The organism is Flavobacterium sp. UMI-01 (assembly GCF_019656315.1).
In the GTDB taxonomy this organism is placed as follows: Bacteria; Bacteroidota; Bacteroidia; order Flavobacteriales; family Flavobacteriaceae; genus Flavobacterium.
Genome location: NZ_BPLU01000012.1, coordinates 41,357 through 67,449 on the forward strand (window position 1 = coordinate 41,357; position 26,093 = coordinate 67,449).

At 35.3% G+C, this 26,093-nt stretch carries 23 protein-coding genes; 6 read left to right on the plus strand and 17 right to left on the minus strand.

What is annotated here, in order from left to right; genetic code table 11:
- Positions 1-770: 770 nt before the first annotated feature.
- Entirely contained in the window at positions 771-1,550 is a 780-nt protein-coding gene (locus K5R64_RS07020) for a toll/interleukin-1 receptor domain-containing protein (RefSeq protein WP_220762175.1), read from the minus strand.
- 458 nt (positions 1,551-2,008) lie between these two features.
- Positions 2,009-4,612 carry an ATP-dependent chaperone ClpB gene (clpB, locus tag K5R64_RS07025; RefSeq protein ID WP_220762177.1) on the minus strand — a complete coding sequence of 868 codons (2,604 nt, stop codon included), beginning with the start codon at positions 4,610-4,612 and terminating at the stop codon, positions 2,009-2,011.
- Positions 4,613-4,761: 149 nt separating this feature from the next.
- On the opposite strand from clpB, the gene ytxJ reads away from it, so the two are divergent.
- Positions 4,762-5,151, plus strand: a complete 390-nt coding sequence (gene ytxJ / locus K5R64_RS07030) for a bacillithiol system redox-active protein YtxJ (protein WP_220762178.1) — start codon at positions 4,762-4,764, stop codon at positions 5,149-5,151.
- Between the two features lie 705 nt (positions 5,152-5,856).
- Here the strand turns inward: ytxJ and argH are convergent.
- The 14 genes from argH to K5R64_RS07100 form a co-directional block, all read right to left on the minus strand.
- A complete protein-coding gene (gene argH, locus K5R64_RS07035; protein WP_220762179.1) occupies positions 5,857-7,137 on the minus strand; it encodes an argininosuccinate lyase in 1,281 nt (426 codons plus the stop codon).
- A gap of 55 nt (positions 7,138-7,192) precedes the next feature.
- Positions 7,193-8,260: a M20 family metallo-hydrolase gene (locus K5R64_RS07040; RefSeq protein ID WP_220762180.1), complete on the minus strand. Its 1,068-nt coding sequence runs from the start codon at positions 8,258-8,260 to the stop codon at positions 7,193-7,195.
- A 58-nt stretch (positions 8,261-8,318) separates the two neighbouring features.
- Positions 8,319-9,104, minus strand: coding sequence for an acetylglutamate kinase (argB, locus tag K5R64_RS07045; protein ID WP_220762181.1), 786 nt, complete (start codon positions 9,102-9,104; stop codon positions 8,319-8,321).
- Complete coding sequence (locus tag K5R64_RS07050; RefSeq protein ID WP_220762182.1) at positions 9,094-10,041, minus strand: N-acetylornithine carbamoyltransferase; 948 nt, start codon at positions 10,039-10,041, stop codon at positions 9,094-9,096. The genes argB and K5R64_RS07050 overlap by 11 nt, the downstream gene beginning before the upstream one ends.
- 185 nt (positions 10,042-10,226) lie before the next feature.
- Complete coding sequence (locus K5R64_RS07055; RefSeq protein WP_220762183.1) at positions 10,227-10,616, minus strand: GxxExxY protein; 390 nt, start codon at positions 10,614-10,616, stop codon at positions 10,227-10,229.
- A 202-nt stretch (positions 10,617-10,818) separates the two neighbouring features.
- Positions 10,819-11,580, minus strand: a complete 762-nt coding sequence (gene proB, locus K5R64_RS07060; RefSeq protein WP_220762185.1) for a glutamate 5-kinase — start codon at positions 11,578-11,580, stop codon at positions 10,819-10,821.
- A 141-nt stretch (positions 11,581-11,721) separates the two neighbouring features.
- Positions 11,722-12,918, minus strand: a complete 1,197-nt coding sequence (locus K5R64_RS07065; RefSeq protein WP_220762187.1) for a glutamate-5-semialdehyde dehydrogenase — start codon at positions 12,916-12,918, stop codon at positions 11,722-11,724.
- Positions 12,919-13,223: 305 nt separating this feature from the next.
- A complete protein-coding gene (locus tag K5R64_RS07070) occupies positions 13,224-14,360 on the minus strand; it encodes an aspartate aminotransferase family protein (protein ID WP_220762189.1) in 1,137 nt (378 codons plus the stop codon).
- Positions 14,361-14,583: 223 nt separating this feature from the next.
- Positions 14,584-15,561: an N-acetyl-gamma-glutamyl-phosphate reductase gene (gene argC, locus K5R64_RS07075; RefSeq protein WP_220762191.1), complete on the minus strand. Its 978-nt coding sequence runs from the start codon at positions 15,559-15,561 to the stop codon at positions 14,584-14,586.
- A gap of 284 nt (positions 15,562-15,845) precedes the next feature.
- Positions 15,846-17,039: an argininosuccinate synthase gene (locus tag K5R64_RS07080; protein ID WP_220762193.1), complete on the minus strand. Its 1,194-nt coding sequence runs from the start codon at positions 17,037-17,039 to the stop codon at positions 15,846-15,848.
- A 143-nt stretch (positions 17,040-17,182) separates the two neighbouring features.
- Complete coding sequence (locus K5R64_RS07085) at positions 17,183-17,833, minus strand: GNAT family N-acetyltransferase (RefSeq protein ID WP_220762195.1); 651 nt, start codon at positions 17,831-17,833, stop codon at positions 17,183-17,185.
- A 398-nt stretch (positions 17,834-18,231) separates the two neighbouring features.
- Complete coding sequence (locus tag K5R64_RS07090; RefSeq protein WP_220762197.1) at positions 18,232-19,416, minus strand: hypothetical protein; 1,185 nt, start codon at positions 19,414-19,416, stop codon at positions 18,232-18,234.
- A gap of 159 nt (positions 19,417-19,575) precedes the next feature.
- Entirely contained in the window at positions 19,576-20,433 is an 858-nt protein-coding gene (locus tag K5R64_RS07095) for an HAEPLYID family protein (protein WP_220762199.1), read from the minus strand.
- Positions 20,434-20,513: 80 nt separating this feature from the next.
- Positions 20,514-20,849: a hypothetical protein gene (locus tag K5R64_RS07100; RefSeq protein ID WP_220762201.1), complete on the minus strand. Its 336-nt coding sequence runs from the start codon at positions 20,847-20,849 to the stop codon at positions 20,514-20,516.
- A gap of 254 nt (positions 20,850-21,103) precedes the next feature.
- On the opposite strand from K5R64_RS07100, the gene K5R64_RS07105 reads away from it, so the two are divergent.
- The gene (locus K5R64_RS07105) at positions 21,104-22,720 is read left to right on the plus strand and encodes an ABC-F family ATP-binding cassette domain-containing protein (RefSeq protein WP_220762203.1); all 1,617 of its coding nucleotides are present in this window, start codon (positions 21,104-21,106) and stop codon (positions 22,718-22,720) included.
- A gap of 62 nt (positions 22,721-22,782) precedes the next feature.
- Here K5R64_RS07105 and K5R64_RS07110 read toward each other — a convergent pair whose 3' ends face one another.
- A complete protein-coding gene (locus K5R64_RS07110; RefSeq protein WP_220762205.1) occupies positions 22,783-22,956 on the minus strand; it encodes a hypothetical protein in 174 nt (57 codons plus the stop codon).
- Between the two features lie 207 nt (positions 22,957-23,163).
- Here K5R64_RS07110 and pyrR point away from each other — a divergent pair, with 207 nt between their 5' ends.
- The 4 genes from pyrR to K5R64_RS07130 are packed head-to-tail and all read left to right on the plus strand — an operon-like array spanning position 23,164 to position 26,005.
- On the plus strand, positions 23,164-23,703 hold the full coding sequence (pyrR, locus tag K5R64_RS07115) for a bifunctional pyr operon transcriptional regulator/uracil phosphoribosyltransferase PyrR (RefSeq protein ID WP_220762207.1): 540 nt from the start codon (positions 23,164-23,166) through the stop codon (positions 23,701-23,703).
- 41 nt (positions 23,704-23,744) lie between these two features.
- Positions 23,745-24,671 (plus strand): aspartate carbamoyltransferase catalytic subunit, encoded by a 927-nt coding sequence (locus K5R64_RS07120; protein ID WP_220762209.1) that lies wholly within the window; start codon positions 23,745-23,747, stop codon positions 24,669-24,671.
- A 41-nt stretch (positions 24,672-24,712) separates the two neighbouring features.
- Positions 24,713-25,045, plus strand: coding sequence for a ribonuclease Z (locus K5R64_RS07125; protein WP_220762211.1), 333 nt, complete (start codon positions 24,713-24,715; stop codon positions 25,043-25,045).
- 54 nt (positions 25,046-25,099) lie between these two features.
- Positions 25,100-26,005: a ribonuclease Z gene (locus tag K5R64_RS07130; RefSeq protein WP_220762214.1), complete on the plus strand. Its 906-nt coding sequence runs from the start codon at positions 25,100-25,102 to the stop codon at positions 26,003-26,005.
- Positions 26,006-26,093: the final 88 nt, after the last annotated feature.

Sequence of the window (26,093 nt, forward strand, 5' to 3'; positions counted from 1 at the left end):
AGAAGATTTCCATGAGTTATTTTATTATTTCACAAAGACGCTCAAAGGAAACACTAAGATGTACTAAGTTTTAAGTGATAGTAACCCCAGTCTTGTCTTTCTGATTAAGGATGAATCAACTGAGCTATTTTATTATTTCACAAAAACACTCAAAGGAAACACTAAGATGTACTAAGTTTGAGGTGACAGTAACCACAATGCTGTCTTTCTGATTAAAGAAGATTCCTATGAGTTATTTTATTATTTCACAAAGACGCTCAAAAGAAACACAAAGATGAACTAAGTTTGAAGTGACAGTAACCCCAGTCTTGTCTTTGCGACGAAGGAGCAATCTCCGTAAGAAACTCGATAAAGTATTGCCTGTGGTTCTGCTGTGGCAATCCATGTCATTATGTTAAGCTGATTTTGTATCATTTCGGAGAAGGGGGGAACGCAAAAAAAAAAAAACAGTAACAACTTTTAAGTTATTCCTGTTTTAGTTTTTCGCGTTGCAAACGCTACGATTTTTCTTTTAATTTAAGTGGGTACTCGTCAAAGACGAGCACTGGAGAATGTGGACAAACGAGCGCGAGTGGAAGTCCTATTTTAGGTTCAACTATCACTTTGAAGCGCCTAAGGCAAAAAGGTTATCAATCCTTGACAGATGTTTATATCGAATTGAACCCATCATTTTGCGAACCGCCGAGTACGTGACCCGTACGCTCGGTGGTGTGAGAGGCGCACTCCGTTAGTTTCTAGCGGAGCCGTCTACTCGATTGCCAGCAGTTATTTTATTTTTCATTCAGCACTTTTCTCGTTTGTCTTACAAGATTTACAAACAATTCCTCTCTTTCGTTTTCATCCATTTTGCTTACAGGTCTATTTGGTGAATTCATTGCTTGAAACTGATTTAAATCTTCAAACTCTTCAAAAAGACAAGGTTTTAATATAACGATTAAAATTATAGCACCTTCTTTTTCTGCTGCTTCTAGCAAAGGTGGAAGTTCATCTGTTGAGATAAAATCTGAACCTAAAAAATCGGTACTAACTAAAAGAATAGCAACTTTTGTTTCCAAAATTGCTTTTCGGATTTCCTCTTTCCATTTTTTGCCAGGTTCTATTCTAGAATCGTCCCAAAAGTCAATTTTGTTTTTAAATGGTTTAAAATGTCTTTGAATATCATTCAAATATTGTTTGTCTAAATGATTATAACTGACAAAAACTTTTTCACGTTTGTTTGCATTTTGAAGTTCATATTTCTGATGAACAACTTTCGGTAAAGTCCCAAGTTCTTGATTTAAGTAGAAAATTAATCTTTCAGCTGAAATTTCATATCCGCAAGTCGGACTCGGATTTCCACCGTGAGATTTGTCACGATGTTCTTTCAATTCTTCACTTATCGTATTCTTCATTTCGTCCAAAAAAATTGACTTAAACTCTGCCGAGTAGAAGTCGGACAATCGATATTTTAAATCACTTAATTTTTTAGATGATTCTAAATTTGGATTTGATAGGGAACTATTTTCATAAAATTCCCTTGCTTCTTCTCTGATTATTTTCTCTTCGTTCATTTTTTTTAAAATTGCTGGCAACTATTTTATAAGCGCATAAATCAAACTTGTATTATGCCTAATTGGTGTGTTATGCGCTTATTTTTGTTTGAATTTATGTGTATAATTCATTATCTCAAATATATTCTTTTTTTCTTACAAATGACTACAATGAATTTTATTTGTAAGATGCTTTTTGAAAACGATATTTTGAAAATGAAACGAAAATAATAGCCCTGATCGAGCCGATATCCTCGTGTAGCGGAGCGGAATGAGATAAAGGCAAGAGCAGGAGGGGAGGTTGTTATAAAAAACAATCGTTCTGCTCAAAAAAAAAAAACACCAGTAATGACGACTGGTGTAATAGTAAAACCCTATCAGAGTACAAACTCTGACAGGGTTGATAGGGTTCTCGATACAAATTTTCTGAAAAAGCCATTCCTATTTTTTGAAAATTTACTCGAACTGAGGGTGGTTGCTTAGTTCTCTGACTCGCTTTGATTTCTAAACACCAATTGTCCGTCGAAGGCATCCAATAAAATGATGCTATCAGTGGTGATTTTGCCCGCTAAGATTTCCTTAGACAGGTTGTTTAACACCTCTCTTTGAATCACACGTTTTACGGGACGAGCACCAAACTGTGGGTCGAATCCTTTTTCGGATAAATAATCTACCGCCTCAGGAGTGGCATCCATCGTGATGTTTTGTTGTGCCAGCATTTTGATTACTGATTTGAGTTGGATGCCTACGATTTGCTTGATGTTGGCATTGGTAAGCGGTGTAAACAACACAATCTCATCGATACGGTTGATGAACTCGGGACGTACAGTTTGTTTCAATAAGCCTAAGACTTCGATTTTGGCAGCTTCAGTAGCGGCTTCGATACCCCCTTTGAGGTTGTCAAATTTCTCTTGAATGATATGACTACCCATATTCGAAGTCATGATGATAATCGTGTTCTTGAAGTCGGCCAAACGTCCTTTGTTATCGGTCAAACGTCCTTCATCCAATACTTGAAGTAAGATATTGAAAGTATCTGGATGTGCTTTTTCTATCTCATCTAACAATATAACAGAATAAGGACGACGACGCACAGCTTCGGTCAATTGTCCTCCTTCGTCATAGCCTACATATCCAGGAGGCGCACCTACCAAACGGCTCACGCTATGGCGTTCTTGGTACTCACTCATATCGATACGCGTCATGGCGTTTTCGTCATCAAAGAGGTATTCTGCCAAGGCTTTGGCTAACTCGGTTTTACCTACCCCAGTGGTTCCTAAGAAAAGGAAGGTTCCGACAGGTTTTTTTACATCCTGTAAACCTGCACGAGAACGACGCACAGCATCACTCACGGCTTCGATAGCTTCTTCTTGTCCTACCACACGTTTGTGTAATTCCTCTTCTAAGTGCAACAGTTTTTCGCGTTCCCCTTGCAGCATTTTCATCACTGGAATTCCGGTCCATTTGGCTACCACCTCGGCAATGTCTTCACGGGTAACTTCCTCCTTAATCAAGGAACTTCCCGATTGGTTTTCTTGTAATTGCTTGTTGAATTCGTCCAATCGCTCTTGGGCTTCTTTGATTTTTCCATAGCGAATTTCGGCTACTTTTCCATAATCCCCTTCACGTTCTGCACGTTCGGCTTCGTATTTAAAGTCTTCAATTTCTTTTTTTACAGCTTGGATGTTATCTACTACATCTTTTTCCGATTTCCATTTGCTGAAAATTTGATTGCGCTCTTCTTTTAGGTTGGCCAAATCCAGTCCAAGAATTTTAATTTTGCTTTCGTCTTTCTCGCGTTTGATGGCTTCAATCTCAATCTCAAGTTGCATGATTTTACGGTCTAGCATATCAAGTTCCTCTGGTTTAGAGTTGATTTCCATACGGATTTTAGAGGCCGCTTCGTCCATCAAATCAATGGCTTTATCGGGTAAAAATCGACTGGTGATGTAGCGTTGTGATAATTCTACCGCAGCGATAATCGCCTCGTCTTTGATTTGAACTTTATGGTGTGTTTCGTATTTTTCCTTGATTCCACGAAGGATAGAAATCGCACTTTCGGTATCGGGTTCTTCGATAATAACTTTTTGGAAACGACGCTCTAGTGCTTTGTCTTTTTCAAAATATTTTTGATATTCGTCCAAAGTGGTTGCTCCGATGGCACGGAGTTCTCCACGAGCCAAAGCGGGTTTCAAGATATTAGCGGCATCCATGGCACCTTCGCCACCACCAGCACCAACAAGAGTGTGAATCTCGTCAATGAAAAGCACAATATCACCTTCAGCCGAGGTCACTTCTTTCACCACGGATTTCAAACGTTCTTCGAATTCCCCTTTGTATTTGGCACCCGCAATCAGTGCTCCCATATCAAGAGAATAGACGATTTTGTTTTTCAAGTTTTCGGGTACGTCACCATCTACGATTCGGTGCGCCAGTCCTTCTGCAATGGCGGTTTTACCCACACCCGGTTCACCCACAAGCATTGGGTTATTTTTGGTTCTACGGGTCAAAATTTGTAAAACTCTACGAATCTCGTCATCACGGCCAATTACAGGGTCTAATTTCCCAGAACGTGCCAATTGGTTTAGGTTTTTGGCATACTTGTTTAAAGAATTATAGGTTTCCTCTGCCGATGCCGAAGTTACACGTTCACCTTTTCGGAGTTCGTCGATAGCGGCTTTCAAACCTTTTTCGGTCACTCCTTGGTCTTTCAGGATTTGAGCGACCTTACTTTTGGAAGCAAAAATAGCCAAAATCAAATGTTCGATAGAAACGTATTCATCGTTCATTTTGTGAGCGATATTTTCGGCTTCGTTTAAGGCTGTATTCGCTGTTCTGGAAAGGACGATATCGCCTCCTGATACTTTTGGGAAACTTTGAATGGTGCTATCTAAGATTTGTAAAAATAGCGGCACATTTACATTGAGTTTTTTTAATATAAAAGGCGCAACGTTTTCATCTACTTCAAAAATAGCTTTGAAGAGATGTTCGTTTTCAATTTGTTGCTGACCCGCTCGTTGGGTGAGCTGTTGCGAGAGCTGTATAGCTTCTTGCGATTTGATGGTAAATTTATTGATATTCATGTTTTTTCGATTTGGATTTGTACTTAATTAACTAACTTTGTGAAGCAATCGACAAATTATATTCCATATCAAATATACAGACAAAAAGGCGGTAAAAAGCTGATTTTTATCAGGTTTTGATGTCAAAAAGTCGGAAAACAAGTCAAAATATGAGTTTTTTAAAAAATATCTTCGGGAGCAATGAGACTCCATCACAAAAATCATCTAAAATTAATTGGATTCCGTTAACGGATTTGACTCAATTAGAAGAAATAAGCGCTCAATCAAATGAAAAGCCAATTGCGATTTTCAAGCACAGTACGCGTTGTAGTATTAGCCGCATGGCATTGAAGCAGTTTGAGAATGAGTTTGATTTGGATGAAAAAGTAAGTCCGTATTACTTAGATTTATTAGAACACCGAGAGATTTCAAATGAAATAGCTTCGAAATTTGGAGTTTTCCATCAGTCGCCACAATTGATTTTGATTAAAGACGGAAAGGCGATTTACGATGCTTCGCACTCTGATATTGATGCGGAGGTTTTGAAGGAGTTGGTTTAGTTTTTTACCGAAAAGTTTAAGAAGTTTTATTCTCTTTAATGTGAAATTTTAAGCAACAAAGATTGAAGAAATAAAAGAAATTTACACAGGTAAGGTATAATTAATCTGCATAAATTTGCTAAATCTGCATGCAATAATTTTTCATGCAGATTTAGCAGATTTTTTTTTTCTTTGTGGTGAAGTGTCTTGCCACAGATTTAAACAGATTAGACAGACTTTCATTTGTCAAAAATATTTTATTTAAACTTTTGATTCATTTTGGAACCAGAAAAAACTTTAATGACTTATATGGTTAAAATTTTTAGCCACAGATTCCACAGATTAAAAGGATTTTTTTTGAGATTTGACTTTTGTTCATTGCGTAAGCTTTGTGTCCCTTGCGGTTAAATTTTAAAAAGGAACACAGATTGGAGAAATCGAAGAAATTAAATAAATCTTTGTCTTCTTTGTATAAACTTTGTGTCCGTTGCGGTTAAATTTTAAGCCACATATTCCATTTTCATTTATGAAAATAACTTATCTGAACTTTTACTTCATTTTTGGAGCAAGAAAAACTTCAATGACTTATATGGTTAAAATAGTTAGCCACAGATCACCAAATTACCTGATTTTGTCTTATTGAAGTTAATAAAAAGGAAGCCACGAATTCACGAATAAACCAATGTAATTCGTGAATTCGTGGCTTTATAATTTGAAAACAAGCTCTTAATAAGCTTGATTCATCTTTTCTTTAATCTCATTTAAACAAAGATTGTTGATGCTACCTTCGTGGGTGTGTTTAGTCGCTTTTGGCGATTGGTAATTTCCAGCTTCAATTTGCAATGCTACTTCTTTGTAGGCATCTCTAAATGGAATTCCAGCCGATACCATTTCGTTCAAAGTATCTACAGTAAATAAATAGTCGTATTTTTTATCGTCCAAGATATTCTCTTTTACCTTAATATCTGGAATAGAGAAAATAGCAATATCCAAACAAGCTTTTAAGTTTTGAATCGCAGGAAAAACACCTTCTTTTAAAAGTTGTAAATCTCTGTGATAGCCACTTGGTAGGTTGTTTGTAATTAAAGTTAGCTCATATGGTAACGACTGAATTTTGTTGCATTTCCCACGAATTAATTCAAATACATCAGGATTTTTTTTATGAGGCATGATGCTTGAGCCTGTTGTCAAATTGGCTGGCAACCCAATAAAATCAAAATTCTGACTCATATACAAACACACATCATAAGCGAATTTTGAAAGCGTACCCGCTACACTAGCCATTGCAAAAGAAACCGTTTTCTCTGATTTTCCACGACTCATTTGTGCCGCAACCGAATTGTATTTTAAAGTGCTAAAGCCTAGTTCTTGGGTAGTAAACGTTCGGTCAATAGGGAAGGAGCTACCATATCCTGCAGCGGAACCCAATGGGTTTTGATCGACTACTTTCAACGCTGCATTCAACATACTCATATCGTCAATTAAACTTTCAGCATAGGCCGAAAACCACATCCCAAACGAACTTGGCATGGCAATTTGTAAATGCGTATATCCTGGCAATAATACGTTTTGGTATTTTTCTGCCGAAGCCATTAATAAATCAAAAAGGGCTTTTACTTGCTGTTTTAATTGAAGCACTTCTTCTTTTAAATACAGGTTCATATCTACTAAAACCTGGTCGTTACGAGAACGAGCAGTGTGGATTTTTTTTCCAGCATCGCCTACTTTTTGAGTAAGTAAATATTCTACTTTTGAATGTACATCTTCAAATGAATCTTCGATAGTAAAATTACCTGCATTGATATCTTCCTGAATTTCTGCCAAAGCCCCTAGTAAATCGTCACGTTCCTCATTAGTAATCAAGCCGATTTTAGCTAGCATTTTAGCCTGAGCGATATTTCCTGTAACATCATGTTTGGCCAAAATCAAATCCAATTCTCTATCGTTTCCAACAGTAAATAAGTCAATTTGTTTATCGGTTGGTATTCCTTTTTCCCAAAGTTTCATATTTGTATGTTTTTATGTAAAAAGACAGATTGCAACCTGTCCGTACAGTGTATTATTATTTTAAAAAGTCCCCTAAGATTTTAATATACAAATCGATTCCTTCTTCGATTTCGTTCAAATAGATGAATTCATCTGCTGAATGTGAACGCAAACTATCACCAGGGCCTAATTTCAATGATTTACAACTCAAAACCGATTGATCCGAAAGGGTAGGTGAACCATACGTGGTACGGCCTAACGCAATTCCTGCTTGTACTAATCCATGTGAAACTGGGATAGACGAGGCGTTTAAGTGCATCGAGCGAGGATTGACTTCGGCATCAACATTTGCTCGTACTGTTTCTAATATTTCGGTGTTGTTGTAGCAATCATTGACACGAATATCAACTACCAAATCACAGTCAGATGGCACTACATTGTGCTGTTTTCCTGCATTGATTTGAGTTACCGTCATCTTAACAGGACCTAATTGCTCTGATATTTTTTCGAAAGCATAGTTTTTGAACCAATCAATAACCGACATGGTTTTGTAAATCACATTGTCATCGTTTTGATGAGCAGCATGACTAGGGGTTCCTTTGACTTTGATGTCTAAAACCAACAAGCCTTTTTCGGCTACGGCCAATTGCATTAAAGTGGGTTCGCCTACAATGGCACATTCTAGTTCAGGTAAATGTTTTAAAACACTATTTAAACCGTTTTTTCCACTGCTTTCTTCTTCTGCAGAGGCAACGATAACAATATTGTGGTTTAGATTTTCTTTTTCATAAAAATAAACAAAAGAAGCCAATAGGGATACCAAACAACCCCCCGCATCATTGCTTCCTAAACCGTACAATTTTCCGTCTTCTACAATGGCTTTGAAAGGATCTTTAGTATAAGCTTGATTAGGACGAACGGTATCGTGGTGGGAGTTTAATAAAACAGTAGGTTTGTTTTTGTCAAAATGCTTGTTGAACGCCCAAATATTGTTGTTTTCTCTTTCGAAAGGGATGTTGTTCTGAATAAACCATTGCTCTATTAAAGCGGCTGTTTGTTGTTCTTCGCTAGAAAAGGAAGGCGTTTCAATCAGATCTTTTAATAATTGGATTGCTTCTTGTGTAAGTGTTTCTTGGTTTTTCATTTTGTTTTTTTTTGGCGCAAATTTTCAGTGGGTTTAACTACTACTGAAAAAAATGCGTTTATAATTGAATACTTGTGCAAATGGCATTTGCATTTTGTAACATTTTGTGGTGTCCTATTCTTATTTTTTGAACACCTTTGGACAAACTATTAAAACAGTTGTCCAATTTAGGTATCATACCCGAATGGATAGCTCCTTCTTCTTTTAGTTTAGCATATAAGGCGGAATGCATTTGTAGGATGACCGAATTGTCATCATCAACATCCGTCAATACTCCTGGTTTTTCGAAGCAATAGTTTAAAGTAACATCAAAAACTTCGGATAAGGCGATTGCTAATTCACTTGCAATAGTGTCAGCATTGGTGTTGAGTAATTGTCCTTTTTTATCGTGCGTAATGGCACAAAAAACAGGGGTAATTCCGTTAGTGATTAACGTTTGTAAAAGCGGTGTGTTTACTTTTTGAACATCACCTACAAAGCCGTAATCAATAGTGGGGTGATTTCTTTTAGTGGATTGAATTAAATTTCCGTCAGCCCCAGAGAATCCGATGGCATTCGTGTTATGGGCTTGTAATTTGGCCACAATATCTTTGTTGATTTGTCCCGCGTAAATCATCACGACTACTTCAAGCATGGCTGCATCCGTAATACGACGGCCATCCACCATTTGAGGAACAAGACCAATGCTTTTTGCCATCTTAGTAGCCGATTTTCCACCACCGTGAATCAGTACTTTATGCCCTTCTATTTTAGAGAAGTCCGCTAAAAAATGTTGTAATTCATTGGCATCATCAATGATGTTTCCACCAATTTTCACAAGGGTTACCGAGGGTTTATTTTGCATTTTTTAATATTTTTTGAAGTACTAATTGTGCGGCATAAGTTCTGTTATTCGCTTGTTGAATCACAATAGAGTTTTCACTGTCAATGACTGCATCTTCCACAATTACATTACGTCTTACAGGTAAACAGTGCATGAATTTGGCATTGTTAGTCAATGCCATTTTCTCGGCAGTTATTGTCCAATTGGTATCCGCATTTGTAATTTGACCGTATTCGTTGTAGTTACTCCAGTTTTTGGCGTAAATAAAATCGGCATTTTCAAAAGCTTTGTTTTGATCGTATTCTATTTTGGAATCTTTGGTGATTTCTGGATTCAATTCGTATCCTTCTGGATGGGTAATCACAAAATCAGCATCTTGTAATTGCATCATTTCTACAAAAGAGTTGGCTACAGCCTGTGGTAACGCTTTTGGGTGTGGTGCCCATGATAAAACTACCTTTGGTCTGTGTGGTGTTTTGAATTCTTCCATCGTAATAGCATCAGCCAATGATTGCAGTGGGTGACCCGTTGCTCCCTCCATATTCACGATAGGTACTGTAGCGTGTTTTAAGAAACCAGACAATACTATTTCGGCATTGTCTTTGTCTTTTTCAACCAAACCAGCAAAAGCTCTGATAGCAATGATATCACAGTATTGCGAAACAACTTCAGCAGCTTCTTTGATATGCTCAGAAGCACCTTGACTCATGATAGCACCATCTTCAAATTCCAATGTCCATCCTTCACTGGTGAAATTCATCACCATGACATTCATTCCTAAATTTAAAGCCGCTTTTTGAGTACTCAAACGGGTTCTTAAACTAGGGTTAAAAAACAACATTCCAAGGGTTTTGTGTTTTCCTAGTTTTTTGTGTTTTAGTGGATTTTTTTTAATTTTTAATGCATCTTCAACCCATTGTGATAGGTTGTCGATATTTTTTATAGAAATGTAGTTCATACGTTGGTAATTTTGGACGCTGATTCTAGCGAATTTTTATACTCTTTATGTTTGGTACGCTGATAAAACGGATTCGCAATTGCGAAGTCACAGATTGTCGCAGATTTTTTTTAAAATTAAACGGATTAGCTATAGCTAATTATCGATTACTACTGATTTGTATGGCTATGCAAATTTAGCGGATTTTATTTTCGATGCTTTCTTTTGTTTTCATATATTTTTCTTTTAAACTCTGGTTTTTTGCCAAAATTAAGTAGTAAACCAACTTCGCAATCAGTAGCTCTTAGATAATTTAGTATTTGATTTTCAAATTCTATCACAATTGATTCAGCAGCCTTTAATTCAAGAATGATTTTGTCTTCAACAATTAAATCGGCGATATAATCACCTACTTGCTGTCCTTTGTAATACACTGCGATTCTCTTTTGAGGTTCTACAGCAAGTTCTTTATTTTTTAACTCTATGTATAAAGCATTTTGATATACTTTTTCTAAAAACCCTTGTCCCAATTCATTATACACTTCATAAAAGGTTTTGATAATAATATCTGTGAGGTCTTCGTGCAATAGTGACATAATTTTTAAATAATTTAATTATAAAAATAAATCTCCTCATTAAAAAAGTAATCAATTTCAATAGAACTGTTGTAAATCTGTTTCAATCTAAAATAAGCTTTAGCTAATTTATTTTATCCGCATAATAAACACAAAAAAAAAAATAAAATCTGTTTTTATCCGTGTTTTTGCGATAGCAAATCCGCTACATCCGCGTCCCATTTTACACAATCTTAGTAAATGGAATTTTGTTATTTATAGCATTCAATATAAAATTATCATTCAAGCCGTTGACAATCCAAGTTTCAATATTAGCTTCTTTTGCAATGGCTACAGCTTCGATTTTGGATTGCATACCACCCGTACCATGTGAGGATTTAGAGTCTCCAATTTCCTTTTCCAAATCGTTTAACTCAGCAACCGTTAAAATGGTTTCAGGATTTCCGTTTTGCATGGATTCCTTGGTATAAAAACCATCGGTATTTGTGGCTATTATCAAAATATCAACTTCTAATAACACAGCGGTTAAAGCGGCTAATTTATCGTTGTCGCCAAATTTAATCTCATCCGTAGCAACGGTATCATTCTCGTTGATAATAGGAATGTAATTGTTTTTGACCAAAACATTGATGGTATTGACAATGTTTTTCTTAGTTTGTTCCTTCTCGAAATCAGAATACGAAAGCAAACATTGAGAAGTATGCAACCCTAAATCCTTGAAATTCTCATGGTAAATCCGCATCAAATGAGGCTGACCAATAGATGCCAACGCTTGTTTTACAAAAAGTTCTTTATCTTGTTTTTCAAGTTTTACAAACTGTTTGGCAGCAGCAATCGCCCCTGAACTCACGATGATAAATTCATAGTCCTCATTCAATTCTGCTATTTGCATCCCAATGTCCTCAATCTTTCCTCTCGAAATATGATTGGTTTCTTTGGTTAGCGTATTGCTACCTAATTTTAATAAAATTCTTTTTTTAGCCATCTTTTTAACCGCAAAGGGCACAAAGTTTTATTTATGTTATGCTTTAAAAACGCGAAGTTCGCAAAGCTATTTTATCTAGTTGTTATCAAATATTGTTTTCAACGTTGCATTGACTGAACACTAAAAACGCATTACTGAACACTATCTAATCTGTCCTTCGCCGTAAATATACCATTTATTGGTTACCAAATGTTGCAAACCTATTGGTCCGCGTTGGTGTAATTTATCGGTACTGATGGCTAATTCGCCACCTAAACCAAATTGCCCACCATCAGTAAAACGAGTCGAAGCATTATGATATACTGAGGATGCGTCAACATTCTCCATAAACTCTTGTGCTAGACCAGTGTTTTCTGTAATGATAGAAGCCGAGTGTCCGCCACAATATTTATTAATCATTTCTATTGCTGCTGGATTAGAGTTAACCGTTCCAATTACAATTTTGTAATCCAAAAATTCTTCGTACCAAATCAAATCATTTTCAATTGCAGGAACTCCAGTCGCTTTAGCAATAGCTTCATCTCCTAAAACAGTTACTTTAAACCCTTTTAATTTGGTTATTAATTCGTTAGCAAAAACTTCCCAGTTTGGTATATTAACATCAATCAATACTTTATCCAAAGCATTACAAACCGAAATATTTGAGGTTTTTCCGTTGATGATAATTGACATTGCTTTGCCTAAATCGGCATCAGCATTGACATATACAAAGTTATTGCCACGACCACTTACAATCACAGGGCAAGTCGCGTGTTTTTTAGTAAATTCAATCAATTTTTCGCCACCACGTGGTACGATTAAATCGATTCTTTGCGTTGGTTTTTCTAAGAAAGCTTGGGTTTGCGCTCGGTCATAATTCAAATATTCCACCCATTCAGTACTTACGCCATTGCTTTCCAAAGCTTGATGCCAAAGACTCACAATTTTTTGGTTCGAAAGCAAAGACTCTTTTCCACCTTTCAACAAAATTTTGTTTCCCGATTTAAAGGCAATTCCACCAGCTTCCACAGTAACATCTGGACGCGATTCGTAAATAATCATAATCGTTCCAAAAGCCGCTGTTTTGTTGCTAATGCGCATGCCGTTGTCGTGGGTAAATTCATAACGAACTTGCCCCACAGGATCTTCTTGACTCGCTAATTGTTGTACCGAAAGTATCATTCCGTCCACCTTAGCATCGTCCACGAGTAACCGTTTCTCCATAGCTAAGTCTTCGCCATTATAATTGGCTAAATCTTGTTGATTGATGGCTTTCAAAGCTTCTCTTTCTTGTTCCAAAAGTGTCGCCATCGTATTCAATACAGCGTTTCTTTTTTCTATGGATAATAATGTACTCATATTTTTTTTACTATATGTTATTCTATTTTGGGCGTGACCCTCCGTAAAAACTTCGGGTCGGGCTATTCGCTACAATCTTTTTTATTCATTTCCGCTACGCTACAATCAATAAAAAAGGATTTTCGCTGCTATCACTCACGCAAACCAATCTTTGTGTATAAAACTAGTCCTAAGTCCTTAGTTTTATATTTGCAAAGTGAAGTTTTTAAAATCTTTTTTAAATCTGCGAAATCTGCGTGAAAATTATAGCACGCTGATTTCACAGATTTTAGCAGATTTTTATTTTTAATTTATAACTTAAAATCCTACTTCAACTCAGCCAAACTCTCTTGCAACGCTACTACAAAAGTATCAATAGCATCTGTTGTAATCGTTAATGGTGGCAAAATTCTCAACAAGTTTTTGTTGTTTGCTCCACCTGTAAAAATATGTTTTTCGATAATCATTTTCTTTCTCAAAGCGCTCACGTCAAAATCAAACTCAACGCCCAGCATCAAGCCTCTTCCTTTTACTTGTTTGATTTCAGGAATTACTTTAATCGCTTCCATGAAATAAGCTTCTATTTTCTTAGCGTTTTCAATCAAGTTTTTGCTTTCAATCACATCCAAAACCGCAATACCAGCAGCACAAGCCAAATGACTTCCACCAAAAGTAGTTCCTAATAATCCGTAACTCGCTTGAAATTTAGGCGAAATCAAAACGCCACCAATAGGGAAACCGTTCCCCATTCCTTTAGCTGTTGTTATAATATCTGGATTGATTCCGTGGTGTTGGTGCGCAAAAAACTTTCCACTTCTTCCGTAACCTGATTGCACTTCGTCAAGAATTAAAATCACCTCATTTGCTTTACACACTTTTTCCAAAGCTTGAAAGAATTCGGTTGTTCCTTGGTCTAAACCACCCACACCTTGAATAGGTTCGATAATCACACAAGCAACATCTCCTTTTTTTAGTTCAGCTTCCACCAAATTAATTTGATTCAATGGCAAGAACGTCACTACTTGTTGTGCATTGATAGGCGCCACAATTTTAGGATTGTCAGTTACAGCAACCGCAGCCGAAGTTCTTCCGTGAAACGAATTGTCAAAAGCAATTACTCTTGATTTTCCTGTGTGAAAAGAAGCAACTTTTAAAGCATTTTCATTGGCTTCAGCACCAGAGCTACACAAGAACAAGCTAAAATCAGTCAAGCCAGAGGCTTTTCCTAATTTTTCAGCTAATTCCACTTGTAATGGATTCTGAATCGCATTTGAGTAAAAACTCAAATTATCCAATTGTTCTTTTACTTTGGCTACATAATTAGGCTCAGTGTGTCCTATGGATATTACGCCGTGGCCAGAGTATAAGTCTAAATATTCAATTCCTTTTTCGTCGTAAATTGTGCAGTCCACTGCTTTTACAGGCGTAATAGGGTATAATGGGTAAACGTCAAATAAGTTCATAGTATTCCTCCCCCTAACCCCCTCCGAAGGAGGGGGAATAAATATGTACAACGGGGGGTGTTGCTTTTAGATTCTAACTGTTCTTTCTTTTTAAGAGAAAGAACAGTTAGTTCACGATTATATTAATTCATTTTATTTTTTTGATTAGTCTATAAGACTAAAATAATTGACAAAGTATATGAAATAATGCCTCCCTCCCCTTTGGGGAGGGCTGGGGTGGGGATTAAAATCCACACGGTTTCAAGTGCAAGCCAGTTGTTTCTTCGAGTCCAAACATTAAATTCATGTTTTGAACGGCTTGACCTGAAGCACCTTTTAATAAGTTATCAATTGTTGATGTGATTAAAACCCGGTTTCCTTTTTTTAATAAACTGATAATGCATTTGTTGGTTTGTACTACTTGTTTCATGTTGATGTTAGTAGTAGTAACCGTTACAAAAGGTTGGTCTGCATAGAAAGCTTCGTATTTAGCCACTAAATCTTCTAAACTTTCTTCCGATTTTGTGTATAAGGTTGCAAAAATTCCTCTTGGGAAATCTCCTCTGTTCGGGACAAAAATTAATTCGTCACTATAAGAAGCTTGTAGCTGATTGATGCTTTGATTGATTTCACCCAAATGCTGGTGTTCGAAAGCTTTATAGTGTGAGAAGTTGTTGTTTCTCCAGCTAAAATGCGATGTTGCTGATAGACTAACACCCGCACCCGTACTACCTGTAGTTGCATTGATGTGAACATCTTCGGTTAGTAAACCTTCGGCTGCTAATGGTAATAAGGCCAATTGAATAGCAGTAGCAAAACAACCAGGATTTGCAATATAATTGGCTTTTTTAATATCGGATTTATTGAGTTCAGGCAAACCGTACACAAATGATTTTCCATCAAATTCCTTGTCTTTAGTCAAACGGAAATCGTTTCCTAAATCAATAATTTTGGTATTGTCTGAGAATTTGTTGTTTTCTAAAAACGCAATTGATTTTCCGTGTCCTAAACACAAGAAAAGTACGTCCACATTAGGGTTGATGGTGTCAGTAAAATTCATTTCGATATCGCCCATCAAATCTTGATGTGCTGTAGAAAGCGGTTTTCCTGCATTGGTTGTACTGTACACAAAATCAAGTTTTGCATTAGGATGAAACATTAGAATTCTAATTAATTCGCCCGCAGTATATCCTGATCCTCCAATTATTCCAATAGTAATCATAATCTCTTTTTTTAAGATTGTCTCTTTGAAAAAAGCAATCTATTTTTAAAACATTTTTTATTTAAACCATTAAGTAATTAAGTTTCATTTAGCTTAATAATCTTAATTTCTTAATGGTTTTAAAAGATTGTAAAAGTTTCTTTGAAAACTTAAACTTTCTCATTAGCCCCGATGGCAGTGAAAATCCTTTTCCTTTTTTTTCAAAAGGAAAAGATTGTAACGTACAGCGGGATGGATGTTTCTTAAAAAGCAAAATGGTTCTGCTCCTAAGAAAACAATTTGTCTTACTCGTAAATTTCTTTGTTTACTGATGAAAAGATGTTTTGAGCGTTACCCAAAATTTTGATAAATCCTTTCGCATCGTCTGATGTCCAAGCATTGTTCATCTCTCCATATTGACCAAAACCAGTGTTCATCAAGTCGTTTTCAGACTCGATTCCGTCCAAGATAAAGTGGTATGGTTTTAAAGTAACAAAAACTTTTCCGTTAACTGTTTTTTGTGTGTCTTGCAAGAAAGCCTCGATGTTACGCATCACAGGGTCCAAAAATTGCCCTTCGTGGAATAACATTCCGTACCAGTTTCCTAGTTGCTCTTTCCAGTATTGTTGCCATTTTCCTAAAGTATGTTTCTCTAGTAAATGGTGTGCTTTGATGATAATAAGCGGAGCAGCCGCTTCAAAACCAACTCTTCCTTTGATTCCGATAATTGTGTCACCCACGTGAGTATCTCTACCAATGGCGTAAGCACTCGCTAGTTTTTCAAGAACTACAATGTTGTTTGATGGCTTGTCTGCTACACCATTTACAGCGATTAATTCACCTTCTTTGAATTCAAGAGTTACTTTTTCTTCACCTTCTTTAGTCAATTGAGAAGGGTAGGCTTCGCTAGGTAATGATTGGTGTGAAGTCAAAGTTTCTTTTCCTCCCACACTTGTTCCCCATAATCCTTTGTTGATAGAATATTGTGCTTTTTCCCAAGAATAGTGCACCCCATTTTTGATTAAGTAATCTACTTCTTCTTGACGAGATAATTTCAAGTCACGGATAGGAGTGATGATTTCAATTTCAGGAGCAATGGTTTGAAAAATCAAATCAAAACGGATTTGGTCATTTCCCGCACCTGTACTTCCGTGAGCAATAGCAGTTGCACCCACAGATTTTGCATATTTAATCGCTTCAATCGCTTGGAAAACACGTTCAGCACTTACAGATAATGGATACGTATTGTTTTTTAATACATTTCCAAAAATCAAGTATTTAATAGCTTTATCGTAATATTTGTCTAAAATAGTAAGGTTAGCGTGTTTAGCGCTTCCTAGTTCGTAGGCTCTGTCTTCAATAGCTTGTAGCTCTTCGTCGTCAAAACCACCGGTATTAATTAAAACTGTATGAACTTCGAATCCCTTTTCGTTTTTCAAATATTTTAGACAATATGAGGTGTCCAAACCTCCACTATAAGCTAATACTACTTTTTTCATTTTAATTGTTTTTTTTCCTCCCCCCAGCCCCCTCCAAAGGAGGGGGTGACTTTGTCGATGTTGCTTTTTAAAGTTTCATTTTCATTATAACTTTGTAAACGTAACTTAGTCTTTTTTAAGGGATATTAATGATGTTACTGTTTTTATTTATTATCCTTTTTGTCTTTTTTTTCATTTTTGTTTTGAAGAAAAAGCGCTTGTTTTATTGCTTTTAATCGGTTCCAAATACGCACATTGAATGGGTGTTTGGGTGGATCTTTTGGTTTTTCTTTTGGGTCGTACAACATTCCTGTACACAAACACATTTTGTTGTCTTTGCTTTTTAGAATTTCATAATTCGTACAGGTTTGACACCCTTTCCAAAAACTTGGATCGGTTGTTAATTCTGAAAACGGAACCGGTTTGTATCCCAAATCCGAATTAATCTTCATTACAGCTAAACCCGTTGTAATACCAAAAACCTTGGCTTCTGGGTATTTCTTTAATGAATAGTCAAAAACAAAGGTTTTAATTCTTTTTGCTAAACCTAAATTTCTATAGTCAGGATGTACAATTAATCCTGAATGAGCTACAAATTTACCGTGTTGCCAACTTTCGATATAACAAAAGCCAGCAAAATTGCCGTTCTCTAAAGCGATTACAGCATCTTTGTTGGTCATTTTTTTTTGGATGTACTCAGGAGTTCTCTTCGCGATACCCGTACCTCTCAGCTTGGCTGAAGACTCTATGGTGTCGCAAATTTCCTGAGCATATTTAAAATGCTCTTCTTGAGCTATGACGATATCAACATTCATTTATAAGTGATTTATTGAGTAATGAAATAAGTTGTAATGGATTGTTGAAATTACAAACTGATACTACAAAGATAGGCATCCATGAAAATGAATACGAAAATAGATTGTAAAAATTGTTTTTAGGATTTGTTAATCCAACGCTAGATAACAGTTGCAATTCCAAAGCAAAAAAAATGAAAAATGAATAAATACTAATTGAACCAAACATGATGAATACTAAACTAATAGTATCCGTACCTCGGGTGAGGTAACATGTCTGTTCATCCGTGAGATTGAAGTAATATATACACGTGGTTTATTCATGGTGCAAAAGTACAATTATTTTTGAAAATGAGTAGTATCAATTTATTTTTTCTAACAATTTTTTAACTGGATGTTGTTTCTTAGCAAATAAAAGCCTATTGATTGAATCGGTTTTGGGTAATTATTCCTTTCAGTTTGAGTTTCAAATCTTCGCCTGTGTCAAAAATCATTTGTTGTGTGTCAGGAAAAGGAACTACTTTGTTATTGAAATAGCTCATGTAATTGTCATCAGCAGCTCGGCGGTCGCCTTTGTAATTGGAATAAATGTTCTCAAAAACATATTGGCTACTGATAGGAAAACTTTGTAATAGTTGTTTGTTTCTGATGTTAAAAAAATCCACTTTTGCTGTCACTAAACTTGTTTTGAGTTGCTTGATTTCGTAAATTCGAACGGTTGCTTTAACCATATTATCAATGAGGATTTCTTTTCCGTTTTTATCCAAAACTACTTTTCCGTTGGCGTCAAGCTGTTTTTTTTGACCGTCTTTGATGAGGCGTTCTTTAACAAATTCACGTTCTTTGATTTGTTCAGGTGAGATTTGGATGTCTCTAAAATTCACTACCATTTCGTAATCATAATTGATTCCTTTGGTTTTAGTATTGTGATAAACAGTCCATTTGTCATTTAGTCCATAAGTGTTAAAATCCAATAAGTCATTTAATAGACGAGTAGGGATAACCATATTGGTTTCGTTTTTGGTGGAAACCATCACAAAATCGGTGCCTTTAAATTGAGCATCGTCCATTAATTTTACCACATCTTTATAGTTAGGATTGATTTGGTTGATGTAATTCAAATCATCGTAAGCTTTTCTAAAATCCATCTTGTTGTTAGAAAGTAAAAGCTTTTTGCTATTGGCATACAAATAATTAGTCAGTGCTGTTTTAGTGGCAACAATTTCACTATTGTAGTTGTCGAAAGGGAATTTTGCATTTCGCCCTTCTTTCATTAAAGGTAACGGAAGTAAGGGTTTGATGCTTTCTTGGCGATTGTTTAAGGCTAAATAAGTATTGTATAGCTTTTCTAAGTTGGCAGGATTTCCTTCTTGTTTTAAAAATTGGACCGCGTTTAAATCTCTCTCCTTAGCTTTTGCAAAAGCTTCTTCTAATAGGTAAATATAATCTTGTTTGCTTTTTTTGTCTTTGTTAGTGCCAATATTTGAAATGGCATTCTGAATGGCTTCATCGTAATTTCCAGACACAAGCATATTTCGAGTAGTCTTCACTCCACAACTGGTTAGGCATAGAAAAACAACGACTAAGAGTATAATTTTTTTCATAAAATTTTAATTTAAGCAAAAGTAAAGGTTAAAATTAGATTTCCAAAAAATGTTAAAATTCTAGATTGGTTTACTGCTTATGAATTATGAAAATTAATTCTGTTCCAATTAAAAATGGGGCTTAAAGCCCCAAACTAGATTTCTGAAAAAATAACTTACTTATTTGTGATGTTTTGGTTCCCAAATAAGTCTAATGAACGTACTCATACGTTCGTTTTCACGACTAACAGGAATTCCTGCTACGATACCCACTAGTAAATGTTCTGCAATATCTAGTCGCATTTGCGGTCTTACAACAAGATCAAAATTATGGTTCTTGATGGTTTTATTTAACTCAACTCCAATAAAATTTCGAGTCCCTGAAATCATATAATGAAAATTGGTATTGAGATTATACGTAGTGTGTAATTTGTGGGTTTCAAAATCATGTTCAATTAGTGGACCTGTATAAATTAGAGTATGAAAATTGTTGCCCCAGCGTTTTGCCGCTACAAAAAACGGATTGTAGATATTGCCTTTAAAAAGTGGTTTTCCGAATTGTCTAAAATCAGAAAGTTCGAATTCATTGATGTAGCCAATAGCCATTGAAGTGGCCAAGGGGACATTTACTAAAAAAGACCATTGAGTGGCTATTTTAATACTGTTTAATTGATTAGAAGGGATAGCACTCCTTTGGGTACCATTAATAGCCGAATAAAAAGTAAAAGGTAATTCGATTTCAAATCCTAATCGGTCAATTGGTGCCCATTCATATTCTATTAATGTTTGGTAAGAATCGAATTTTAAGTTATCGGTTAAACCCATACCAATGTTCCATTCTTTTTCACCTTTTCGAGCGCCAAGGTCTCTAATTAAGTCTATAAACAAGGGTTCTGCGTGGAGGACTTTATCAGGATTTTTGTGATTTTCGATTTGTTGTATATAAAGACTGTCTTTTTCTGTATCTGTAATTTGAGCCAAAAGGAATACAGGAGATAATGATGTTAAAATGAAGGTTATTAAATATTGAATTTTCATGATTTTTAATTTTAATTTAAGCAAAACATAACCCGATCCTCAAAAATGAGAATGGAATAGATCATTTGGTAAATAAAAAATTAAATTTTTGGTGGAGGGGTATCTAGAGAAATAATTCCTTCTTTTAGCGCTAGTTGACGGTAGCTAATAGCAGTATTTCTTGAATCTATTATAGAATTACAAGGAGAATTCTTAGTGGTTAGAGGAATAATTAATTCGAGTTTGAAATTGCTTTTCTTAGTTTGGTCTTGAGTGTCATTGTCTTCGTATTCTACAATAGCATTTTCATAACCCAATACTTTTTCAATTACAATTTCGATGATGCTTTCTTGATCATTATAACTGAAATTTTCTGGAATACATTGAGTATAAGGGTCGCTGGTGTCAACACTTAAATTCAATAAAATAATACCCATAAATCCCCAGAGTATTTTTGTTAGGAAACAATTTCTAATTTGATTAATCATGATTCAAAATTATTTTTTGTAGAACTAACAAACTAGTAAAGCAGCAAAATAGTATTGCAATTTTAAATAACTTTATTTATTTGACAAAAGGGATGTACTTGTTTTTTTAAAATTAATACATCAAAATTCGTTGTATTCCTAGAATGAATATAAATCCGTATTTTTTTGTACTTTTGCCGAAATTTTATAAATAAAGAACTTTCATGTTAACAGTAAATAATTTATCGGTTCAGTTTGGAAAACGAATTTTGTTTGATGAAGTAAACACCACTTTTACCCATGGGAATGTTTACGGAGTAATTGGTGCCAATGGTGCAGGGAAATCCACTTTTTTGAAAATTATTTCAGGAGAAATGGATCCTACTTCTGGTCATGTTCATTTGGAACCAGGCAAAAGGATGTCGGTTTTGAATCAAAATCACAACATGTTTGACGAACACACGGTATTGGAAACGGTATTGATGGGAAACAAAGTGTTGTATGCTGTTAAAAAAGAAATGGATGAGTTGTATTTGGATTACAACGATGCAAATGCTGATAGAATAGGGGAGCTTCAAGTGCAGTTTGAAGAAATGAATGGATGGAATGCCGACTCTGATGCAGCAGCAATGCTATCTAATTTGGGGATTTCCGAAGATCATCACTATACAATGATGGCTGATTTAGAAGGAAAAATAAAAGTACGTGTGCTTTTGGCGCAAGCTTTGTTTGGGAATCCTGATTTATTGATTATGGATGAGCCTACCAATGACTTGGACTTTGAAACCATCGCTTGGTTAGAGAATTTCTTAGCAAATTATGAAAACACCGTAATTGTGGTTTCTCACGATCGTCACTTCTTAGACGCAGTATGTACCCATATTTCAGATATTGACTTTGGTAAAATTAACCATTATTCAGGAAATTATACGTTTTGGTATGAGTCTAGCCAGTTAGCGGCCAAACAACGTGCACAACAAAACAAAAAAGCTGAAGAAAAGAAACAAGAGTTGGAAGAGTTTATTCGTCGTTTTTCTGCGAATGTGGCCAAGTCTAAGCAGGCGACTTCCCGTAAAAAGATGATTTCGAAATTGAATATTTCTGAAATTAAACCATCAAGTCGTCGTTATCCAGCTATTATTTTTGATCAAGATCGTGAAGCTGGAGATCAAATTTTGAATGTACAAGGATTGAGCGCTTCAGTAGATGGCGATTTGTTGTTTCAAGGAGTGGATTTGAATATGGCTAAGGGAGATAAAATTGTTTTATTTTCTAAAGATTCCAGAGCTACAACTGCGTTTTATCAAATTATAAACGATAAGATGAAAGCAGATGCAGGAACTTATGATTGGGGAATTACAACAAACCAAGCCTATTTGCCAGTTGAAAATCATGATTTTTTCGAAAACGATTTGACTTTGGTTGACTGGTTACGCCAGTGGGCAAAAACAGAGGAAGAGCGTGATGAAGTATATATTAGAGGGTTCTTAGGGAAAATGATTTTCTCAGGAGAAGAAGCTTTAAAAACGAGCCGTGTGCTTTCTGGAGGTGAAAAAGTACGTTGTATGCTTTCTCGAATGATGATGGAACGTGCTAATGTGTTGATGTTAGATGAACCTACAAACCACTTGGATTTGGAATCGATTACGGCTTTCAACAACTCCTTAAAAAACTTTAAAGGATCAGTTATTTTCACGACTCATGACCATGAGTTTGCTCAAACTGTAGGTAACCGTATTGTTGAATTAACTCCAAAGGGAGTAATTGACCGTTATATGACTTTTGATGAGTATTTGGAAGATGAAAAAATCCAAGAACAAAGAAAGAAAATGTATTCTTAATTGTTGGATTCAGTTGCACTATAAAAGGACTCCTGTGGTAAAATCGCAGGAGTCTTTTTTTGTTATTTTTTACCAAATAGTTTGCTCAACAAAAATAGAAATAGTACGATGACAGCAATCACTATGAAAATTCCAAAACCCATTCCGGCTTTAAAAATGTCTCCCACGAGTTCACAGCTGGTAAATAAAGAAATAGTAAGAAATAATACAGCTATTTTGATAGTTAAGTTTTTCATAACATGATTTTTAGAAATTATTATTAAGTAAAATTACTTCGCACATTAAGATTAAATGTTACATAATTTCCATCAAGATTTATGATATTAACTGTTTTTTTGAAGTGGGGCTAAATACGAATAAATATTAATCGGGCTAAAGCAATTTTTAAAGTTTATTTCCTAAGGCATAATTTGTATATTTGCTCTACAAACACTACAATCACTATGACTCAAAAAGTATTGCTCACTTCACAAGAAGTCAATATCATTCTGCATCGTTTGGCCTGTCAACTCATTGAAAATCATTTGGATTTTACCGATACCATTTTAGTAGGGATTCAGCCCAGAGGGACTTATCTAGCTGAACGGCTCAAAACTTTATTGGAAAAAGAGTATCATACTCCCGAAATCCAGTTAGGATATTTGGATATTACGTTTTTTAGAGACGATTTTCGAAGAACCGAAAAACCATTGGAAGCCAATAAAACCAATATTAATTTTATTGTAGAAAATAAGAAAGTCATTTTTATTGATGATGTACTATTTACAGGAAGAAGCATTCGCGCCGCACTGACTGCAATTCAATCTTTTGGACGACCCTCTGAAATTGAATTATTGGTATTAATCGATAGACGCTTTAGCAGGCATTTGCCAATTCAACCCGACTATAGAGGACGACAAGTAGATGCAATTAATGACGAAAAGGTAAAAGTAAACTGGATAGAGAATGATGGTGAAGACTCGGTTTGTTTAATCACAAACTAATAACATCACATTCAAAAAGCTCATAATTTAAGAACAAAAAAATGAAAGAATTAAGCGTAAATCACTTATTAGGAATCAAGTACATCAACAAGAATGATATTGATCTAATTTTTGAAACAGCCGATCATTTTAAAGAAGTCATCAATCGTCCTATTAAAAAAGTACCTTCCTTACGTGATATTACGATTGCCAATATATTTTTCGAAAACAGTACTCGAACCAAACTTTCGTTTGAATTGGCCCAAAAACGTTTATCTGCTGATGTTATCAGTTTTTCAGCTGCTCAATCCTCTGTTAAAAAAGGAGAGACATTAATTGATACGGTAAACAATATTCTTTCGATGAAAGTGGACATGGTGGTGATGAGACATTCTAATCCTGGAGCCGCTTATTTTTTATCCAAAAATGTTAAAGCCAGTATTGTTAACGCTGGTGATGGTGCTCATGAGCATCCCACACAAGCTTTGCTAGATAGTTATTCTATCCGTGAAAAACTGGGTGATGTTGCAGGAAAAAAAGTCGTAATTGTGGGTGATATTTTGCATTCCAGAGTGGCCTTATCTAATATTTATGCATTGCAAATGCAGGGTGCAGAAGTAAAAGTTTGCGGTCCAAAAACACTTATCCCAAAACACATCGAGTCACTAGGTGTGAAAGTGGAATCAAATTTACGAAAGGCATTAGAATGGTGTGATGTAGCCAATATGTTACGGGTTCAAAATGAAAGAATGGATGTAAACTTTTTTCCGTCAACAAGAGAATACGCACAGCAATATGGTGTTGATAAAAATTTGTTAGATTCCTTAAACAAAGAGATTGTCATTATGCATCCAGGACCTATTAATAGAGGGGTTGAGATTACATCGGATGTAGCTGACTCACAACAATCTGTGATTTTGAATCAGGTAGAGAATGGTGTAGCCATTAGGATGGCAGTTATTTACCTTTTGGCTTCAAAAATTAAATAAACCTTAGTAAATTAGCAGAAACAAACCTAAATAGAAAAAGGATGAAAGTAGAGGAAAAAGGAAATGTGATGACATTAAAAGACACTCAAGGCGATTTGACTGCTTTTTTAATGAAAGTAACTCATCAATATAAAACATACGAAAATCACAATATCATTATTGATCTTTTGGCCTACAAAGAAGTTAGTATTGAGGAGGTGAAATCTTTTTTACCGCTATCCAAACAACATAAAAAAAACAAAAAATCATTTGTTATTGTAGTGAGTGATTTTGATTACAATGCCTTACCGACCAAACTGACAGTGGTACCTACCTTGTTGGAAGCCAACGATATCATAGATATGGAAGAAATTGAACGTGATTTAGGCTTTTAGTAGGATAGCGTTTTAAAACGAACCGCTTTCGAGTGGCTTATTTATTTTCAACAGATGAAATTAACTATTTTGGGTTGTTACGCAGCCACTCCTCGAACCATTACCAATCCAACATCTCAAGTTTTAGAGATAAAAAACAGGATGTTTTTGATTGATTGCGGTGAAGGAACACAAGTACAATTGCGCAAAAATAAAATCAAGTTTTCAAAAATCAATCATGTTTTTATTTCTCATTTGCATGGGGATCATTTTTTTGGATTGATTGGTTTGATTTCAACCTTTAGTTTATTAGGACGCACTACTGATTTACATGTTTATGGTCCCAAAGGTGTCAAAGAAATTACACTTTTACAATTAAAATTATCCAGTTCATGGACAAATTATAATTTGTTTTTTCACGAATTGGAATCCAAGGACAGTGTTGTGGTTTTTGAAGATGAAAAAGTATTAGTTAAAACCATTCCGTTGCAACATCGTGTTTATACTAATGGTTTTTTATTTCAAGAAAAATTAGACAAACGTAAAATCAATATAGAAGCTGTTCAGAGTTACAATATAGAAACATGTTTTTATCAAAATATAAAAAACGGAAAAGATATTTTATTGGAAAATGGACAGTTGATTCCCAATACTCAATTGACATTTGACCCAGAGCCATCGATGAGTTATGCTTTTTGTTCGGATACAGTCTATGATGAGTCGATTCTTTCCATAATAGAAAAAGTGGATGTTTTATATCATGAGGCTACTTTTTTAGAATCCGAAAAAGCATTAGCAAATAAAACAATGCATAGTACTGCTATTGAAGCTGCGACTATTGCTGCGAAAGCCAATGCCAAAAAATTAATTCTAGGACATTATTCGACCCGGTATGACGGCATTGAAAAATTTAAGCAAGAAGCACAAACTGTTTTCTCAGAAGTAGAATTAGCCGATGACGGCAAAAGTTTTGCATTTTAAAAAGTATTTATGTTGTAAACAAGGTCTAGAATGAGCCTTTAAAATAAAATTTTCTATCCCAAATAGAGTATTAAAATTAGATTACCTG